Below are 17,729 nucleotides of genomic sequence, written 5' to 3' on the forward strand. Positions count from 1 at the left end.
CGCGTCCCCCACAGATGCGGGCGCGGGCCGGTCGAAGCAACCCAATGCCTTAGATTAACAGGCCCGGCGGGTTCAGTCCTCCCAGTCCAGCCGGGTCGCCGCGCGGACGCTGCCGCCGTCGAATCCTCGCCGGATCAGGAAGTCGGCGGCCTTGCGCCGCCCCTCCAGGTCACTCAAGCCGCCCGGACCGAAACGGCGGCGGACGAGGTCGCGCGCCGTTTCGGTCCAGTCGCCATCAAAAGTGTCCATGGCCGCCGCGATGGCTTCGCGATCCAGCCCATGGGTGGCCAGCTCCGCTCGGATGCGGAGTGGCCCATAACCGTTGCCGGCCCGACTGCGGACCAGCAACTCCGCAAACCGGCGGTCATCCTGCCAGCCTTCTCCGGCCAACCGTTCCACCACCGCCCTGGCCTCTTCCTCGGCGACGCCACGGGAGGCCAGCTTGCGTTCCAGCTCCCGCCGCGAATGTTCGCGGCGGGTCAGCAACCCCAGCGCCCGTTGGACCGGGGTCTGCTCGGCCCGTGGTCGCCGCCGTCGCGGCGTACCCGGCTCCTCATCACTGCTCATCATTCCACCTGTCAAGCCGGAAGGCCGGTCCCTGTTCCGGGTCGTTCTCCCCGCCGAACGATTCAGTCATCCTGAGCCGCGTCATCGCCCTCGCTACGCGAGGCTTCGGCCGGCTGGAACTTCTCGCGCAGTTCGCCTTCCAGTCTGGCTGCAATCTGCGGATTCTCGCGCAGGAAGGTCCGCGAATTGTCCTTGCCCTGACCAATGCGTTCGCTGCCGTAGCTGTACCAGGCGCCGGCCTTCTCGACCAGCTTGGCTTCCACGCCCATGTCGATCAGTTCGCCTTCGCGGCTGATGCCCTCGCCATAGAGGATTTCGGTGACGACCTGCTTGAACGGGGGCGCCAGCTTGTTCTTGACGACCTTGATCTTGGTCTGGTTGCCGATGATCTCGTCGCCCTTCTTGATCGCGCCGATGCGGCGGATGTCCAGGCGCACGGAGGCGTAGAACTTCAGTGCGTTGCCGCCAGTGGTCGTTTCCGGGCTCTGGCCCGGCATCATCACGCCGATCTTCATGCGCAGCTGGTTGATGAAGACCACCAGGGTGTTGGATCGCTTGATGTTGCCGGTCAGCTTGCGCAGGGCCTGGCTCATCAGGCGGGCCTGCAGGCCCGGCAGCTGGTCGCCCATCTCGCCCTCGATTTCCGCCTTCGGCGTGAGCGCGGCGACCGAGTCGATGACGACGATGTCGATGGAGCCCGAGCGCACCAGCATGTCGGCGATTTCCAGCGCCTGTTCACCGGTATCCGGCTGCGACACGAGCAGGTCATCCACATTGACGCCCAGCTTGGCGGCATAGATGGGATCCAGCGCATGCTCGGCATCGATGAAAGCCGCCGTGCCGCCCTGCTTCTGGCACTCGGCGATGGCCTGCAGGGTCAGGGTCGTCTTGCCCGAGGATTCCGGTCCATAGATTTCCACCACGCGGCCCTTGGGCAGACCGCCGATGCCGAGGGCGATGTCGAGCATCAGCGAGCCGGTCGGAATCACTTCCATCGGTTCGATCACACGGTCGCCCATGCGCATGACCGAGCCCTTGCCGAACTGGCGCTCGATCTGGGTCAGGGCCACGGAAAGGGCGCGCTTCTTGTTCTCGTCCATCATCGGTTCCTCAGAAGAATCAATCGTTGAATGCAAGGCTAGCGGGGGCGGATCGCACAGGCTGCGACAGTCCCGGGGAATCTGAAATTAAGGCCGGTGACCGCAGGTCAGCCATCAGGAAATCCGATGCCATGGCGTCGGACAAACCCGCGGAAACGTGTCGGCATGTCACCGATTGGGCCTCACCAGGCCGCAATAAAGGCCCTCGATGGCGAAATCCTGGTCGGGCTGGACCTCGATGGGGGAATAGTCCGGGTTGCGCGGCAGAAGGCGGATCCGATCCTTGCCGACCTTCAGCAGCTTGACCGTGATTTCGTCATCGATCCGGGCCACCACGATCTGTCCCGACCGTGCGTCCCGGGTCCGGTGCACGCCGATCAGATCGCCATCGAATATGCCCTCGTCCCGCATCGAATCGCCCTTCACGCGCAACAGGTAATCCGGTGCCGGGGCAAAGAAAGCGCGATCCAGCAGGACATAGTCGTGATGGCCGGCGTCGGCGCCAATCGGCGCACCCGCCGCGACCTGGCCAAGGACCGGAATCCGCAGTCCGTCCTCGTTGGCGGACGGGAACGCCAGTTCCGGCTGCGGCAGTACCGGCGCCTTGAGCAGCCGGATGCCGCGGGCGCGGCCCGGCAGCCGCTCGATGGCGCCGGCCTGTTCCAGGGCCTCCAGGTGGTACTGCGCCGCCCGTACGCCCTTGAAGCCGAAAGCCCGGGCAATCTCGGTCTGGGAGGGAGGCATGCCCTCGGCCTCGATGCGCTCGGCGATCAGGGCAAGGATGGCTTGCTGGGTATCGGTCAGGTCCATGGTTAGTAGTATTACTACTAACAAACCGGCTTGGCAAGCCCTCCGGGATCCTGGAACTCCCGCTTCCCGGCCATCCCGCGCCGGGCTCAGCGCTTGCGGCCACTCCGCCAGATCGACAGCACGATCCAGACCCCGGTCATCGCCGCGAACACGAAACCCAGCACGCCCATCGCCATGAGCCAGCGGTTGGAGGTACCGCCCCCCACGCTGTTCATGACGATGGAGGAACCGATGATCAGCGCGGCGGTGACGACGCCGATGGTCAGCCGGTTGGCGGCGCTGTTGAGCTGGTCGCCGAAGGCTTTCAGCGAGGTGATGTCGATTTGTCCGCGCAGGCGGCCCCGGCGCGCGGCCTGCAGCAACCGGCGCAGATCGCGTGGCATGTCCCCGACCAGATCCAGTGCCCCGGACAGGCTGCGCCGGCCGCGGCGGGCGACCGCGCGCGGCGAGTAGCGATCCAGGATGGCGCGTTCCAGGTAGGGGCGCGCCTCGCTGGCCATGTCGAATTCCGGATCCAGTTGCCGGCCCAGACCTTCCAGGGTCAGGAACGCCTTGATCATCAACGCCAGATCCGGCGGCAGGCTCAGGCCATGCCGGCGCAGCAGCGCGGCCACGTCGGTGAGCATGGCCCCCATCCTCAGTTGTTTCAGCGGCACGCCGCGATAGCGATCGGTGAACACGCCGACGTCCGCCTGCAGGCGGGTTTCATCGACCGACGCATCACCCTCGGTCCAGTCGAGCAGGATGTCGGTGACGGCTTCCGGGTCCTCGCCGACCAGTCCGTTGAGCAGGCGGGCCACCTGGAAACGGCGCTGTTCGGACACCCAGCCGACCATGCCGAAATCGATCAACCCGATGCGCCCGTCGCGCAGGTAGAAGATGTTGCCCGGATGCGGATCGGCATGGAACAGGCCATCCACCAGCACCATCTTCAGCACGATCGCCGCACCGGTGCGGGCGAGCGCATGGCGATCCAGGCCGGCCGCGTCCACCGCCGCCAGATCGCAGCCGGGAATGCCGTCCACCCAGTCCTGCACGCTCAGGCGCTCGCTGGTCCATTGCCAGTGCACTGCGGGAATCATCACCTCGGGATGATCCTGGAAATTGAGGGCGATGCGTTCGGCGTTGCGACATTCGCCGGCGAAATCCAGCTCCGCGCGCAACGAAGCGGCGAACTGCCGCGCGATGCCGACCGGGTGGTAGCGGCGCAGATCCGGTACCTGGGCCTCGATGATCTCGGCCAATCGCGCCAGCAGGCGCAGATCCGCCTCGACCACTTCGCGGATGCCGGGCCGACGCACCTTCAATACCACCGCGCGGCCGTCATCCAGCCAGGCGCGATGCGCCTGTGCCAGCGAAGCGGCCGCAAGCGGTTCCGGATCCAGCCGGGCGAAGACGTTTTCCGGAGCGTCGCCGAGATCCTCGATCAACTGCGGGCGGATCACCTCGTAGGGCAACGCCGGTACCGCGTTCTGCAGCCGGCTCAGTTCCGCTATCCATTCGGACGGCAGCAGATCGATGCGGGTGGCCAGCACCTGTCCGAGTTTGACGAAGGTCGGGCCGAGGGTTTCCAGCGCGCGGCGCAAGCGTTCGGGCGGCTCCATTCGCAGCGCGTCCTCCGCATGCTGCCAATGCAGGAGTCGGCCGGCTCGTTCCAATGCGCCGGCCAGGCCGATGCGGCGGACCATGTCGCCGAAACCGTTGCGGATCAGGACCGAGGCGATTTCCTGCAACCGCCCCAGATCGCGTACCGCTCCGAGGGTTTCCCACATCAGCGTCACCCTTCCCTGCCCACCCGCGCCATCACAGCCTTTCCAGCCCCTGCAGCGCGGCCGCCACCGTCTGGCGCCGGACCGCATCGCGATCGCCATCGAACAGGAACACCTCCGCGCGCGCATAGCCGCCGCGGCGCTTCCAGCCGATCCAGACCGTTCCCACCGGCTTGCCTTCGCTGCCGCCGCCCGGGCCGGCGATGCCGGTCACCGCCACGGCCACGCTCGCGCCGGAATTGACCAGCGCGCCGGACACCATCTCGATGACCGTCTCGCGGCTGACCGCGCCATGGGTTTCCAGAGTCTGCGGACGCACGCCCAGCAAGGCCTGCTTGGCTTCGTAGCTGTACGCCACCATGCCGCTGTCGAACCAGTCCGAGGAACCGACGATGTCGGTCACCGTCTTGGCGATCCAGCCGCCGGTACAACTTTCCGCGGTCACCAGGTGGTCGTGCTCTGCGCGCAGGCGATCGCCGATCAGTTCGGCCTGCTGGCGCAGTTCGGCGTCGGAAGGAGTGGCGGCCACGGTCGACATCGGCAAGGCTCGGGGGGAGAAGCCCCCGTTTTAGCCGAATTCGGCGCCCCTGTCTGCCCGCCATCGGCACGCGCCCGCCCGGAACCGGGCGGGTGCGTGCGTCCAGCCAGCGAAGTCGCCGTGCTTCAGTACGTCACACGCAAAGTCACACCGTAGGTGCGCGGCGCGCCGAGGAACGCATTGAACGAGTTGGTCGGATCCCCCGGCGTCGGCGAGAAGTTCTGCAGCGGGGCGTCGAAGCCGACCTGCTGGTAGGTCTCGTCGGTCAGGTTCTGTCCCCACAGCTCCACCATCCAGCGCTTGCTCTTCGCGCCGAAGCCGATGCGGGCGTTGACCAGTGTGTAGCCCTCCTGGATCTTCTCGATGTCCATGTCCGAACCGGTGTTGTGCTCGGAGATGTATTTGGCGCCGATGTTGAAGCGGCCGATCAGGCTGCTGCCGAAATCCCATTGGTAGGTCACCGAAGCCGAGCCCGACCACAGCGGTGCGAAGCTGATGTGGTTGCCCGGCAGCTTGTACAGGGTACCGCCGGGAGCGACGAATTCCGAAGTGGGTTTGTCATCGCCGTAGCGGGTATCGGCGTAGGTCAGGCCGGCCTGCAGCATCAGGCCATCCAGTCCGGTCTGCCACAGCACTTCGGCGTCGATGCCCTTGGAAGTGACCTTGGGAATCGAACGCACCACATAACTGGTGCCGAGGAAACTGTTGAGCTGGAAGTCGGTGAATTCCTGGTAGAACAGGGTGCCGTTGAGCAGCAGGTTGCCGTCGAGCCAGGTGGACTTGGCGCCGAGCTCGTAGCTGTCGACGAACTCGCCCGGGAACGAGGTGTCCCTGACCGGCAGGATGCCGGCGGTGCCGCTGGACAAACCCGTGTTCGACTGCACGCGGTCCAGGTTGAAACCACCGCCCTTGTAACCGCGCGCGCCGGACAGATAGGTCATCAGGTGGTCGTTCCAGCGGTAGGCGAATTTAAGCGTGCCGGACCATTCGCTCTCGGAGCGATCCTGCCGGGTATGGCGGCCGTTGTGGGCGACGTTGGCCCACGGCAGGCACATGTAGCCGATCGCCGTCGGGGCAAGCTGCTGCGCCACGGCCTGCGGAATGCCGCGCGCCATCAGCGCGCCCACCACCCGTGCCGGGGTGCCCAGTGCGGCCGCGCAGCCCAGGCTGCCGTTCGGATTGGTATAGACCGAATCCAGCTCCTTCTTCTCGTGGGTGTAGCGCAGGCCGAGCGTGATCGCCAACTGGTCGGTGGCGTGCCAGGTATTGTTGGTGAACAACGCGGCGGTCCTGGCGTTCTGGTTGTAGGTGTCGTGCGCGCCTTCGCTCTCGCCGGGAAACACGCTGCCGAACGGGCGTCCGGTGGCCTGCGACGCGAACGTGAATGGATTGGCGGTGTTGACGGTGATGCCCAGCGGCGCGAGCTGGCGGGCGAACAGACTCAATAGCGCGGTGGACAGGTAGGTCTCGTAGTGCCGGCCGATCATGTACTGGTCGTGGCGCTCCAGATCCTCGTCCGAGTAGAAGAAGCCGAGCATCCAGTCGAGCTTGTCGGTACTGCCGGTCAGGCGCAGCTCCTGGCTGAAGGTCTTGAACTTGGTCGAGGAGTCATCGAAGTTGTTGCGCCGGTACAGCAGATCCGCGCCACTGAAATCGAAGTCCAGCGCGTTGACCGATTGCCAGTCGCGCGCGGCGGTGATCGAGGTCAGCGTCGCTCCGTTGAACCAGGGCGTGTTCCAGTCGATCTGGGTGGAGAAGCCCTTGTCCAGCACGCTCTGCTCGGTGCCGCGGTTGCTGTAGGCCAGGCGCCGCTCCGGATCCGCCACCGGGATGATCGCGCGCCCGGCGCCGCCGGCCAGCGCGTCGAGGATGTTGGCGGTCAGGCCACGCACGGTGGTCACGCCGACGCAGCAGTTCTCGTCGCGGCGGGTGTAGTCGGCGATGAAGGTGAAGTCCAGATCGTCGTTCGGTTCCCACAGCAACTGCGCGCGCAGGGTGCGGAAGTCGCGGTTGCTGTCCTCACGCCGCGTGCGCGGTCCGGTCCCGGTATTCACATCGGTCACGCCGTCGCGGGTGCGCTTGGCGGCATAGATGCGGAAAGCGGCATGGTCGCTGATGGCGTCGTTGTAGCCACCGGAAATGCCGAACTCGCCGTAGTTGCCGAAGGTCAGCTCGCCCTCCGCGCTCTGGGTGTAGCTCGGGCGGCGGGTGATGACGTTGATGACGCCGGCCGAAGTGTTCTTGCCGAACACGGTGCCCTGCGGCCCCTTCAGCACCTCGATGCGCTCCAGTTCGCCCAGGTCGCCGAAGCCGACACCCGTGCGCGGCCGGTACACGCCGTCGATCACCACGCCCACGGCCGACTCCAGGCCCGCGTTGTCGCCGTTGGTACCGACGCCACGGATGCGTGCCGTGGTCTGCGATTCGTTGGTGGTCGAACTGACATGCAGGCCCGGCACCAGCAGTTGCACGTCCTTGATGTCGGAAACGCCGGCGTCCTGCAGCAGTTGCTCCGGCAGCGCCGTCAGCATGATGGGCACATCCTGCATTGCCTCCTCGCGCTTTTGCGCGGTGACCGTCATGGTCGCCAGCGTGGTCGCCTCCTCGTCGGGCTTGGCCTGGGATGGCGTGGCTTCCTGCGCGTGCAGATTGGCGGACAGTGCGGCGAAAATGGCGAGCGCGAGTGCGCGATGCTGCGGTTTGGCGACGACCATGTGTTCCCCTCCCCGGGTCATGTCGGATGTGATCAATCGACTGCGATATTCGGACCTGCCTTGCGACTGCTGATTTCATTTGCGCGCTCGTGGCGCGCCCCCTGTGCGAGGGAAGCTAGCACCCCTCACCGCGACGAAGCATTTTGCAGCGCACCCATACGCAGAAAGCGCATCCTGCACGGGGAAATAAGCACGACCGTGCGGAAAATCGATTACCGCCCTTCCGGGAAAGTGTGGAGTCGCCCCGCCCGTTATCGGTCGGAAACCGGCCAGGGTTCGGACGACAACAGATCCATCCGCAACTCGCCATCGCGCCGGAACGTGCACATGAGACTGAATTCGCGCGGGCGGCCCTCGCGGTCGGTGAATGTCATCGGCAGGGCGACCGTCCATGCCGAGTTCGCGTCGATATCCGGGATGGCCACCGGCTCGGACGCATCGTTCAATCCGGTGCCTTGGTAGTACACGGAATCCGGTTCCCGATGGCGTGCGCGAAGGAACGGACCAGCGGCTTCCCGGCAGGCCGCCATCGCCCCGTGCTGGTCAAGCCGGGTTCCGCTATCGGGACTTTCGTCCGGACTGTCCGACGACCAGGATGGCGTGCTGGCCAGCAACACAGCGACGGCCGAACAAACCGCCAGCAACAGACGCGGGAACATTGGACTCGATGCACTCGGGATGGGTAAGCAAGAGTAGCAACCGCCTGTCCCGCGCACGCGCTTCCGGATCAATGTGAACCAACATCCGTTACCTCCTCGAATCACGCGGTCCGACGTGCTGTCGGGCGGCGACGTCACCTGCCATCGTCCCTGCCGGGTTGTCCCGAGCGCGGGAGGTCATCTCCCTTGATCCGGCGCGATCCCATAAACTCGCGTTCATTCCTTTCGCCCGGCACTGCGCGGTCCCCCGCGACGCCATGCCCATGGACTTGGCCCGCGGCGCCGGGTTCCCAGGTCCGCAGTGCGCTTTCCAGAAGATCCCATGAAGCAGGACAAATCGCAGGAACACACCCCCCTGATGAGACAGTTCTTCGCCGCCAAGGCGGAGTATCCGGATCTGCTGCTGTTCTTCCGGATGGGGGATTTCTACGAACTGTTCTACGACGACGCCCGCAAGGCCGCGCGGCTGCTGGACATCACCCTGACCCAGCGCGGCAATTCCGCCGGCGCGCCCATCCCGATGGCCGGCGTGCCGCACCACGCCTACGAGGGGTACCTGGCCCGGCTGGTGGCGATGGGCGAATCGGTGGCGATCTGCGAGCAGATCGGCGATCCGGCCCAGACCAAGGGGCTGGTCGAGCGCAAGGTCGTGCGGGTGGTCACCCCGGGCACGGTCACCGACGAAGCCCTGCTCAACGAACGCCGCGACACCCTGCTGATGGCGATCGCGCGTGGCCGCAAGGGCTACGGCCTGGCCTGGGCGGATCTGGCCGGTGGGCGCTTCGTGGTCAATGAGGTCGACGGCGAGGATGGCTTGGAGGCGGAACTCTCGCGCCTGGAGCCCGCCGAGATCCTGCTGGCGGACGAGGACGGTTGGCCCGACTTCGTGCGTGGCCGCCATGGCCTGCGCCGGCGCGCCCCCTGGCTGTTCGACCCGGAAAACGGACGCCGCCAGCTGCTGCAGTTCTTCCAGGTCCGCGACCTCAACGGCTTCGGCATCGAACAATCGCCGCTGGCGACCGGTGCCGCCGCCGCCCTCCTCGGCTACGTCGAGGAAACCCAGAAACAACGCCTGCCGCACCTGGGCGCCATCCGCACCGAATCGGCGGGCGACGCGATCGCGATGAATGCGGCGACCCGGCGTCATCTGGAGCTGGACAGCCGCGTCGATGGCGATACCGGCAATACCCTGCTCGGCGTGCTCGACACCACCATCTCCCCGATGGGCGGCCGCCTGCTCCGCCGCTGGCTGCATCGCCCGCTGCGCGACCGGCGCGTGGTCGGCGAGCGCCATCAGGCGGTGGACAGCCTGATCGAGAACGGGCTGGACACCCCGTTGCGCGAGCGCTTCCGCGCGCTGGGCGACATGGAACGCATCCTTACCCGGGTCGCGCTGCGCTCGGCCCGTCCCCGCGACCTGTCCACCCTGCGCGACGCGCTCGCGCTGCTGCCGGACATACGCCAGACCCTGGCCGGCGATGCCGCCAGTTCCACCCGCCTGGTGGCATCGCCACGCCTGTCCGAACTGGCCGCCGAACTGGGCGAACATACCGACACCGCGACCCTGCTGGCCCGCGCGGTCGCGCCGCACCCGGCACTCAAACTGGTCGACGGTGGCGTGATCGCCGACGGCTTCGATGCCGATCTGGACGAACTGCGCCGCCTGAGCACCCATGCGGATCAGTTCCTGGTCGAACTGGAAGCACGCGAACGGGAAAGCAGTGGCATCGCCACCCTCAAGGTCGGCTACAACCGCGTGCATGGCTACTACATCGAAATCAGCAAGGGTCAATCCGAGCGCGCGCCGGTCCACTACACCCGGCGCCAGACGCTGACCAATGCCGAGCGCTACATCACCGAGGAGCTGAAGAACTTCGAGGACAAGGTGCTGTCGGCGCGGGAACGTTCACTGGCCCGCGAAAAGGCGCTGTACGAAGGCCTGCTGGATGCGCTCAACCAGAACCTGGAGCCGCTCAAGCGCTGTGCGGCCGCACTCAGCGAACTGGACGTGCTGGCCGGTTTCGCCGAACGCGCGCAGACGCTGGACTGGTCGCGACCGGCTCTGGTCGCCGAACCCGGCCTGCGCATCGAACGCGGACGCCATCCGGTGGTCGAGGCGGTGCGCGCGGAACCGTTCGAACCCAACGATCTGAATCTGGACGAACAGCGCCGGATGCTGATCATCACGGGCCCCAACATGGGCGGAAAATCGACCTACATGCGCCAGAACGCGCTGATCGTGCTGCTCGCCCACATCGGCAGTTTCGTGCCGGCGGCGCGCGCGGAGATCGGGCCGATCGATCGCATCCTCACCCGCATCGGCGCCGGCGACGATCTGGCGCGCGGCCAGTCGACCTTCATGGTCGAGATGGCCGAAACCAGCTACATCCTCCACCACGCCACCGCGCAATCGCTGGTGCTGATGGACGAGATCGGCCGCGGCACCTCCACCTACGACGGCCTGGCCCTCGCGGACGCGGTCGCCCGCCATCTGGCCAGCCAGAACCGCTGCTACACCCTGTTCGCCACCCACTACTTCGAGCTCACCGCGCTGGCGGATGCTTCCGTCGAGGGCGGCGAGAGCGGCATCGCCAATGTCCATCTCGACGCGGTGGAACACCATGATCACGACCGCGGTGACACGCTGGTGTTCATGCACGCGGTGAAGGACGGTCCCGCCGATCGCAGCTTCGGCCTGCAGGTGGCCGCACTCGCCGGCCTGCCGCGCGCCACCGTCGCCCAGGCGCGCCGGCGGCTGGCCGAACTGGAACAGCGCGGGCGCGAAAGCCATGCCTCGGCAATGGCGCCGCAATCCCTGGATGCCCCCCAACAGATCGGCCTGTTCGCGCCGGTGCCTTCGGCCGCCCAGGAAGCTCTGGCCGCGCTGGAGCCCGACGAACTCACCCCAAAGCAGGCGCTGGAAGCGCTGTACCGGCTCAAGAGCCTGCTCTGAAATTCCTCCCGGGGCGCTTGGATCCGATGCCGCGATGTGCGGCATCGTTTGCGTTGGCGCCAACAACATGCGCGTAACGCGAGCCGCGTATCGTGACCCTGTCGGGTCTTCCTGCTGCCGCAGCGCACCATTGAGGTGCGCTATCGGATTGTTCGTCACAAACGATTTTCATTAATCGCCGAGCCTGCCTAGTCTGGCCGTGTCTTCTCATCGCCAACGGAAACGCCAGCCATGAACACGTCCGTGCTCCACCGCCCCGTCACGACCCGCGCTGCCTCGCTTCGACGACCGCGTTGACCTGGACGCGCCGTGCCCGGCCCACCACCGTGTGGACGCCAACCAAGTCTTCCTTTTCCCCATGACGCGCAGGCTGCCGCAGCCCCGCTCATTGGAACGTTTCTTCTTCCTTCTTCCGCCGCCGCCCAAGGAGCATGTCCATGAATCTCGAAACCGCCAAATGCCCGTTCAACCACAGCGTCGGCGGCGGCACCAGCAACCGCGACTGGTGGCCCGAACAGTTGCGTGTGGATCTGCTGCACCAGCATTCGTCCAAGTCCGATCCGATGGACAAGGATTTCAACTACGCCGAAGCCTTCAAGCGCCTGGACTATGACGCGCTGAAAAAGGACATCGCCGCGCTGATGACCGATTCGCAGCCCTGGTGGCCGGCGGATTTCGGCCACTACGGTCCCTTGTTCATCCGCATGGCCTGGCACAGCGCCGGTACCTATCGCATCGGCGATGGGCGTGGCGGCGGTGGACGCGGGCAGCAGCGCTATGCCCCGCTCAACAGCTGGCCGGACAACGTCAGCCTGGACAAGGCGCGCCGGCTGCTGTGGCCGATCAAGCAGAAATACGGCAACCGCATTTCCTGGGCCGATCTGATGATCCTCACCGGCAACGTCGCGCTGGAGACCATGGGCTTCAAGACCTTTGGTTTCGCCGGTGGCCGCGAGGATGTGTGGGAGCCGGACCTGGACGTGTACTGGGGTTCGGAGACCGCATGGCTGGGCGGCGACAAGCGCTACTCGGGCGAACGGGATCTGGAAAACCCGCTGGCCGCCGTCCAGATGGGCCTGATCTACGTGAATCCGGAAGGCCCCAACGGCAACCCCGATCCGGTCGCCGCCGCGCGCGACATCCGCGAGACCTTCGCCCGCATGGCGATGGACGACGAGGAAACCGTCGCCCTGATCGCCGGCGGCCACACCTTCGGCAAGACCCACGGCGCGGGCGAGACCTCGCACGTCGGCGCGGATCCGGAAGCCGACGACATCGTCGCCCAGGGCCTGGGCTGGCGCAGCACCCACGGCACCGGCTTCGCCGGTGACGCGATCACCAGTGGACTGGAAGTCACCTGGACGACGAAACCCACGCAATGGAGCCAGGACTTCTTCAAGCACCTGTTCGGCTACGAATGGGAGCTGACCAAGAGCCCGGCCGGCGCGCACCAGTGGAAACCCAAGAACGGCGCGGGCGCCGATACGGTCCCCGATGCCCATGACGGCGCGAAGCGGCGCGCGCCCAACATGCTGACCACCGATCTGTCGCTGCGCTTCGATCCGGCCTACGAAAAGATCTCGCGGCGCTTCATGGAGCATCCGGATCAGTTCGCCGATGCCTTCGCCCGCGCCTGGTTCAAACTGACCCATCGCGACATGGGACCGCGCGCGCGCTATCTCGGCCCGGAAGTGCCAAGCGAGGAACTGATCTGGCAGGACCCGGTGCCGGCGGTGAACCACCCGCTGATCGATGAAGCGGACATCGCCGCGCTGAAGAAGAAGATTCTCGAATCGGGCCTGTCGATTGGCGAACTGGTGTCCACCGCCTGGGCGTCGGCCTCCACGTTCCGCGGTTCCGACAAGCGCGGCGGCGCCAACGGCGCACGTGTCCGCCTGGCGCCGCAGAAGGATTGGGAGGTCAACGAACCCGCGCAGCTGGCGAAGGTGCTCAAGGTGCTGGAAGGCATCCAGGCCGGCTTCAATGGTGCGCAATCCGATGGCAGGAAAGTCTCGCTCGCGGATCTGATCGTACTGGGCGGCGCGGCGGCGGTCGAAGAAGCCGCCAGGAAAGCCGGCCATGCCGTCGCGGTGCCGTTCTCGCCGGGGCGCACCGACGCCACGCAGGAGCAGACCGATATCGCATCGTTCGCGGTGCTGGAACCAGCTGCGGACGGCTTCCGCAATTATCTGAAGGGCAAGTACAGCGTGCCGGCCGAGTCCTTGCTCATCGACAAGGCGCAATTGCTGACCCTGACCGCTCCGGAGATGGCCGTGCTGGTCGGCGGCCTGCGTGTCCTGGGTGGCAACGTCGGGCAGACGACGCATGGTGTGTTCACCGATCGCACGGGCGTGCTGAGCAACGATTTCTTCGTCAATCTGCTCGACATGCGCACCGAGTGGAAGGCCACCTCGGACAACGAGACGGTGTTCGAAGCACTCGACCGCAAGACCGGCGAGCGCAAGTGGACCGGCACCCGCGTGGATCTCATTTTCGGTTCGCACTCCCAGTTGCGTGCCCTGGCCGAGGTCTATGCCAGCACGGACGCGAAAGAGAAGTTCGTGCGCGATTTCGTCACCGCCTGGGCCAAGGTGATGGAACTGGACCGCTTCGATCTGCGTTGAACACAAGGCTGGCCGGTGTCGGCCTGGGGCCCCGCGCCCCCCGTCCGCTCCGGCCTTTCCGCCGGGGCGGACGGTTTCCTTCCGGGGAGGGGATGGCCCGTCTTCTCCCCGGGTTAACCACCGGCGTCACAGTTTGGCGCTAGCATCGGTGGTTCCAACCCGCGTCCAGGAGGACGGCCGTCATGAGCAACCAGTCACTCGCGCAAGAACTCTTCGCCCAGCTCCAGGGCGCGCCGTTGCAGCAGGTCTCCCAGCAGCTTGGTCTCGGCCAGGCCGAGGCGTCCGGCGCGGTCGGCGCGGCGTTGCCGCTGCTGATGGGCGCGCTCGGCCGCAACGCGGAGCAGCCGCAGGGCGCCGAGGCGCTGTTCGGTGCGCTCCAGCGCAACCACAGCGGCCTGGATATCGGCAGCGTGCTGGGTTCCGTCCTGGGTGGCGCGTCGACGCCTGAATCCAACGGCGCGGGCATCCTCGGCCATATCTTCGGCGGCAACCAGCCGCGTGCGGAGGCCGGCCTGGGCCAGGCCACGGGCCTGGACAGCAACCGCGCCGGTCAGTTGCTCAAGATCCTCGCCCCGATCGTGCTGGCCTTCCTCGCCCAGCGCATGAGCCAGGGCGGCCAGGATTCGCCCGGCGCGCTCAGCCAGGTACTGGGCCAGGAGCAGCAGCAGATCCGCCAGCAGGGTGGCCTGGGCGGCGGCCTGCTCGGCGCGGTGCTGGATCAGGATGGCGACGGCCAGCTGGGTCTGGGCGATCTGCTGAAGGTCGGCAGCGGATTCCTGGGTGGCGGTCGCTGACGGGCAGAGCCGGGCTTGCCCGGCTGCTTTTTCCTTTTTCCCGATGCCGCCAAACGGAGCAAGCTCCGCTCTACATCGTCCGTAGAGCCGGGCTTGCTCGGTTTGCCTTTCCGCGATACGCCTCGGCGGAGCACGCTCCGCTCTACGTGATCACGTCGCGTCGATGTCGCCCAGCGCGCGGATCAGGCGGCGCGCGCGTTTGTCCGGTTTCGACAGCGGCGCCTGGTAGCCGGTGCGTTCGGCGCGACGCGTGGCGGCGGCGGCTTCGCGACGTTGCCGCGATTCATCGCTTTCACGATACAGCGCCTGCGCCACGGGCGCGGAGCCTCGCTGCTCGCTCAATCCTTCGACACGGATGCCATAGGTGTCCTCGCCACGCACGACCTTGAGCTCATCGCCCACACGCACGATGCGCGAGGGCTTGGCGCGCTGCCCCGCCACGTCCACCTTGCCGGTTTCCACGGCCTGTTTGGCCAGGCTGCGGGTCTTGTAGAAGCGCGCGGCCCATAGCCAGATATCGAGACGAACGCCAGGCGCGGCGACAGGTGAATCGGAGCTCATCGGATCAGGGTTTGCGTGGCAAGGGATGGCTCAAGGGAACGGTGACGGTGTGCTGGCCGGCGTCCTGGCAGGCCTTGGAAACATGGTAGTCGCGCACGGCCTGCCGCTGCTCCTGCGTGACCTTGTCCGGCAACGGTTGCTGGGCGGCGGCGCGCAGTTCGTCGGCACACCACGGATACGGCAGATCCGACCGGGTATCCAGGGTCATCGCATCGCCACCGGCGCAGCCAGCCAACACGCCCGCCAACAGAGCCACGCTCCATCGCCCACCGTGGAAGCCACGCATCGTCACGCTCCGCGGCGCCGGGAATGAGGACACAGTCTGCATCGGCGAATCCGCCTGCGCCACAAACGCAAACGGCCACCCGAAGGTGGCCGTTCAGCGATGGCGCCTGCGAGTGGATTACTCGGCGGCGGCGGCCAGACGCGCCTTCTTGGCGGCGGCGTTGGCGGCCAGATCTTCCTTGATGCGGGCGGCCTTGCCTTCCAGATCGCGCAGGTAGTACAGCTTGCCCGAACGAACCTTGCCACGGCGCTTCACTTCCACCGAGTCGATGGAGGCGCTGTGGGTCTGGAACACGCGCTCGACGCCGTAGCCGTGCGAAATCTTGCGCACGGTGAAAGCGGAGTTCAGGCCGGCGTTCTTCTTGGCGATGACCACGCCTTCGTACGCCTGCACGCGCTCGCGGTTGCCTTCCTTCACCTTTACGTTCACGACGACGGTGTCGCCGGGACCGAAAGCGGGCAGCTCACGCTGGATCTGGGCGGCTTCGAATTCCGCGATGATGGACTTGTTGAGACTGCTCATGGTGGCACCGTTCTGTATGCGTGGGTGTGTCGTTCGACAGCAATGACTGATGCAGTCGCCGTATTGCGCTGCACGATATTGTTATGGGGTTTCCGGCCGGTCAGGCGCTGGAAGCCCGCCATCTTACTGATTTTTCTTGGCTCTGGCTAGCTTTCGTCCTGCCCGTCCCGGGTGGCCCGGAAGGCCGCCAGCAGGGCCCGGTCGGCCTTGGACAGGGTGGTCTCGTCCAGTAGGTCCGGCCGCCGCAGCCAGGTCCGGCCCAGCGACTGCTGGCGGCGCCAGCGGGCGATGGCGGCATGGTTGCCGGAGCGCAGGACGTCCGGGACGTCCCCCAGTTCCGGATGCTGGGCCGGGTGGGTGTAGTGCGGGCAATCCAGCAGGCCGTCGTTCTCGAAACTGTCCTGAACGGCTGATTCAGCATCCCCGAGGGCCCCGTCCTGCAGGCGGGCCACCGCGTCCACGACCACCGCCGCGGCCAGTTCGCCGCCGGACAGCACGTAGTCGCCAATCGAGATTTCCTCGTCCACTTCGGCATCCAGCAGGCGCTCGTCCACACCCTCGTAGCGGCCGCACAGCAGGATCAGGCGCGGTCGAGCCGCCAGTTCGCGGACCTTGCGCTGGGTCAGCGGCTGGCCCTGCGGGCTGAGATAGATGACTGGCGCCGGTGCGGAATCGGCGGCGCGGGCCGCCGCCAGGCAGGCGCGCAGGGGCTCGATCATCATCACCATGCCGGGACCACCGCCGAACGGACGGTCATCCACCCGCCGGTAGCCGCCCTCGGCATGGTCGCGCGGATTCCAGCCCTGCAGGGTCAGCAACCCGCGTTCCTGGGCGCGCCCGACCACGCCCACCGCCGCGGCCTGGGCGATGAACTCGGGAAACAGGGTCAGGACATCGATGCGCATGGAAAGCCCGGAGGGGAAAGGCAAGAATCGGGAGCCGAGTATTGCCCAGCCCCGACAGCGGCTCCAGCGATCAGAACTCGGGATCCCAGTCGACCGTGATGCGCTGGGCATCGAAGTCGACGGATTGAATGACATCGGGTTCGATGAAGGGAATCAGGCGCTCCCGCTCCCCCTTCACCACCAGCACGTCGTTGGAACCCGTGGAGAACAGGTGCGAGACGGTGCCGAAGTCCATACCGTCGATCGTCACCACGCGCAGCCCTTCCAGATCCACCCAGTAGAACTCGCCGGGTTTCGGCGGCGGCAGCGCATCGCGCGGGACCAGGATTTCAATGCCTCGCAGCGCGTCGGCCGCATCGCGATCGGTGATGCCCGGCACGTCCGCGATCAGGTGCTTGCCGGAGGCCTTGCCGCGGACGCCCGACAGCTCACGCTCGGCACCGGAGCCCTCGCGGAGAATCCAGGGCTGGTAGCGGAAGATGGCGTCGCGCGGTTCGGTCCAGGATTCCAGCTTGACCTGTCCGCGCACACCGAAAGCGCCCGCGAAGCGGCCCAGCAGGATGGTCTTGCGGGGACGCGGCGGGCGCTCGTTATCCATGCGTCAGCGTGGCCGCGCCTCGGGGCGCGGCCTGACGATTCAGGCCGAAGCCTTGGTGGCTTCCTTGTACAGGTTGCGGACCTTTTCGGTCAGCTGCGCACCGTGGCCCACCCAATGGTCCACACGGGCGATGTCCAGCTCGATGCGCTTCTCGTTGCCGGAGGCGACCGGGTTGTAGTAACCCACGCGCTCGATGTTGCGGCCATCACGGGCGCTGCGCGAGTCGGTGACGATGATGTGGTAGAAGGGGCGCTTCTTGGCGCCGCCACGGGTAAGGCGGATCTTGACCATTGCTTTATTTCCAGTGTTGCCCAGTCGCCAGGATGGCG

At 66.6% G+C, this 17,729-nt stretch carries 16 protein-coding genes; 3 read left to right on the forward strand and 13 right to left on the reverse strand.

Features of this window, described 5'->3' with window-relative positions:
- Nucleotides 1–72: 72 nt before the first annotated feature.
- The 7 genes from recX to AC3DEZ_RS05255 all read right to left on the reverse strand — a co-directional run bounded on the left by recX (nt 73) and on the right by AC3DEZ_RS05255 (nt 8,157).
- Entirely contained in the window at nt 73–567 is a 495-nt protein-coding gene (gene recX, locus AC3DEZ_RS05225; RefSeq protein ID WP_488387282.1) for a recombination regulator RecX, read from the reverse strand.
- 62 nt (nt 568–629) lie between these two features.
- Nucleotides 630–1,667: a recombinase RecA gene (recA, locus tag AC3DEZ_RS05230; RefSeq protein ID WP_447101651.1), complete on the reverse strand. Its 1,038-nt coding sequence runs from the start codon at nt 1,665–1,667 to the stop codon at nt 630–632.
- Nucleotides 1,668–1,835: 168 nt separating this feature from the next.
- Nucleotides 1,836–2,477: a transcriptional repressor LexA gene (gene lexA / locus AC3DEZ_RS05235; RefSeq protein WP_488387283.1), complete on the reverse strand. Its 642-nt coding sequence runs from the start codon at nt 2,475–2,477 to the stop codon at nt 1,836–1,838.
- Nucleotides 2,478–2,563: 86 nt separating this feature from the next.
- Complete coding sequence (gene ubiB, locus AC3DEZ_RS05240) at nt 2,564–4,249, reverse strand: 2-polyprenylphenol 6-hydroxylase (RefSeq protein ID WP_488387284.1); 1,686 nt, start codon at nt 4,247–4,249, stop codon at nt 2,564–2,566.
- 31 nt (nt 4,250–4,280) lie between these two features.
- Nucleotides 4,281–4,784 (reverse strand): CinA family protein, encoded by a 504-nt coding sequence (locus tag AC3DEZ_RS05245; protein ID WP_488387285.1) that lies wholly within the window; start codon nt 4,782–4,784, stop codon nt 4,281–4,283.
- 125 nt (nt 4,785–4,909) lie between these two features.
- Nucleotides 4,910–7,498: a TonB-dependent receptor gene (locus tag AC3DEZ_RS05250; RefSeq protein WP_488387286.1), complete on the reverse strand. Its 2,589-nt coding sequence runs from the start codon at nt 7,496–7,498 to the stop codon at nt 4,910–4,912.
- A gap of 251 nt (nt 7,499–7,749) precedes the next feature.
- The gene (locus tag AC3DEZ_RS05255; RefSeq protein ID WP_488387287.1) at nt 7,750–8,157 is read right to left on the reverse strand and encodes a hypothetical protein; all 408 of its coding nucleotides are present in this window, start codon (nt 8,155–8,157) and stop codon (nt 7,750–7,752) included.
- 322 nt (nt 8,158–8,479) lie between these two features.
- On the opposite strand from AC3DEZ_RS05255, the gene mutS reads away from it, so the two are divergent.
- From mutS to AC3DEZ_RS05270, 3 genes are all read left to right on the forward strand, one after another.
- The gene (gene mutS / locus AC3DEZ_RS05260) at nt 8,480–11,110 is read left to right on the forward strand and encodes a DNA mismatch repair protein MutS (RefSeq protein ID WP_488387288.1); all 2,631 of its coding nucleotides are present in this window, start codon (nt 8,480–8,482) and stop codon (nt 11,108–11,110) included.
- Between the two features lie 437 nt (nt 11,111–11,547).
- Complete coding sequence (gene katG / locus AC3DEZ_RS05265) at nt 11,548–13,734, forward strand: catalase/peroxidase HPI (protein ID WP_488387289.1); 2,187 nt, start codon at nt 11,548–11,550, stop codon at nt 13,732–13,734.
- Nucleotides 13,735–13,916: 182 nt separating this feature from the next.
- On the forward strand, nt 13,917–14,528 hold the full coding sequence (locus AC3DEZ_RS05270) for a DUF937 domain-containing protein (protein WP_488387290.1): 612 nt from the start codon (nt 13,917–13,919) through the stop codon (nt 14,526–14,528).
- A gap of 150 nt (nt 14,529–14,678) precedes the next feature.
- Here AC3DEZ_RS05270 and AC3DEZ_RS05275 read toward each other — a convergent pair whose 3' ends face one another.
- The 6 genes from AC3DEZ_RS05275 to rpsP all read right to left on the reverse strand — a co-directional run bounded on the left by AC3DEZ_RS05275 (nt 14,679) and on the right by rpsP (nt 17,691).
- The gene (locus tag AC3DEZ_RS05275; RefSeq protein WP_488387291.1) at nt 14,679–15,089 is read right to left on the reverse strand and encodes an RNA-binding S4 domain-containing protein; all 411 of its coding nucleotides are present in this window, start codon (nt 15,087–15,089) and stop codon (nt 14,679–14,681) included.
- A gap of 4 nt (nt 15,090–15,093) precedes the next feature.
- Nucleotides 15,094–15,375 (reverse strand): hypothetical protein, encoded by a 282-nt coding sequence (locus tag AC3DEZ_RS05280; RefSeq protein WP_488387292.1) that lies wholly within the window; start codon nt 15,373–15,375, stop codon nt 15,094–15,096.
- A gap of 117 nt (nt 15,376–15,492) precedes the next feature.
- Entirely contained in the window at nt 15,493–15,897 is a 405-nt protein-coding gene (rplS, locus tag AC3DEZ_RS05285; RefSeq protein ID WP_141453468.1) for a 50S ribosomal protein L19, read from the reverse strand.
- A 146-nt stretch (nt 15,898–16,043) separates the two neighbouring features.
- Nucleotides 16,044–16,802, reverse strand: coding sequence for a tRNA (guanosine(37)-N1)-methyltransferase TrmD (gene trmD / locus AC3DEZ_RS05290; RefSeq protein WP_488387293.1), 759 nt, complete (start codon nt 16,800–16,802; stop codon nt 16,044–16,046).
- A gap of 70 nt (nt 16,803–16,872) precedes the next feature.
- Complete coding sequence (gene rimM / locus AC3DEZ_RS05295; protein ID WP_488387294.1) at nt 16,873–17,400, reverse strand: ribosome maturation factor RimM; 528 nt, start codon at nt 17,398–17,400, stop codon at nt 16,873–16,875.
- A gap of 39 nt (nt 17,401–17,439) precedes the next feature.
- Nucleotides 17,440–17,691, reverse strand: a complete 252-nt coding sequence (gene rpsP, locus AC3DEZ_RS05300; protein WP_488387295.1) for a 30S ribosomal protein S16 — start codon at nt 17,689–17,691, stop codon at nt 17,440–17,442.
- Between the last annotated feature and the right edge of the window lie 38 nt (nt 17,692–17,729).

Source organism: Pseudoxanthomonas sp. 134C1, from assembly GCF_057773065.1.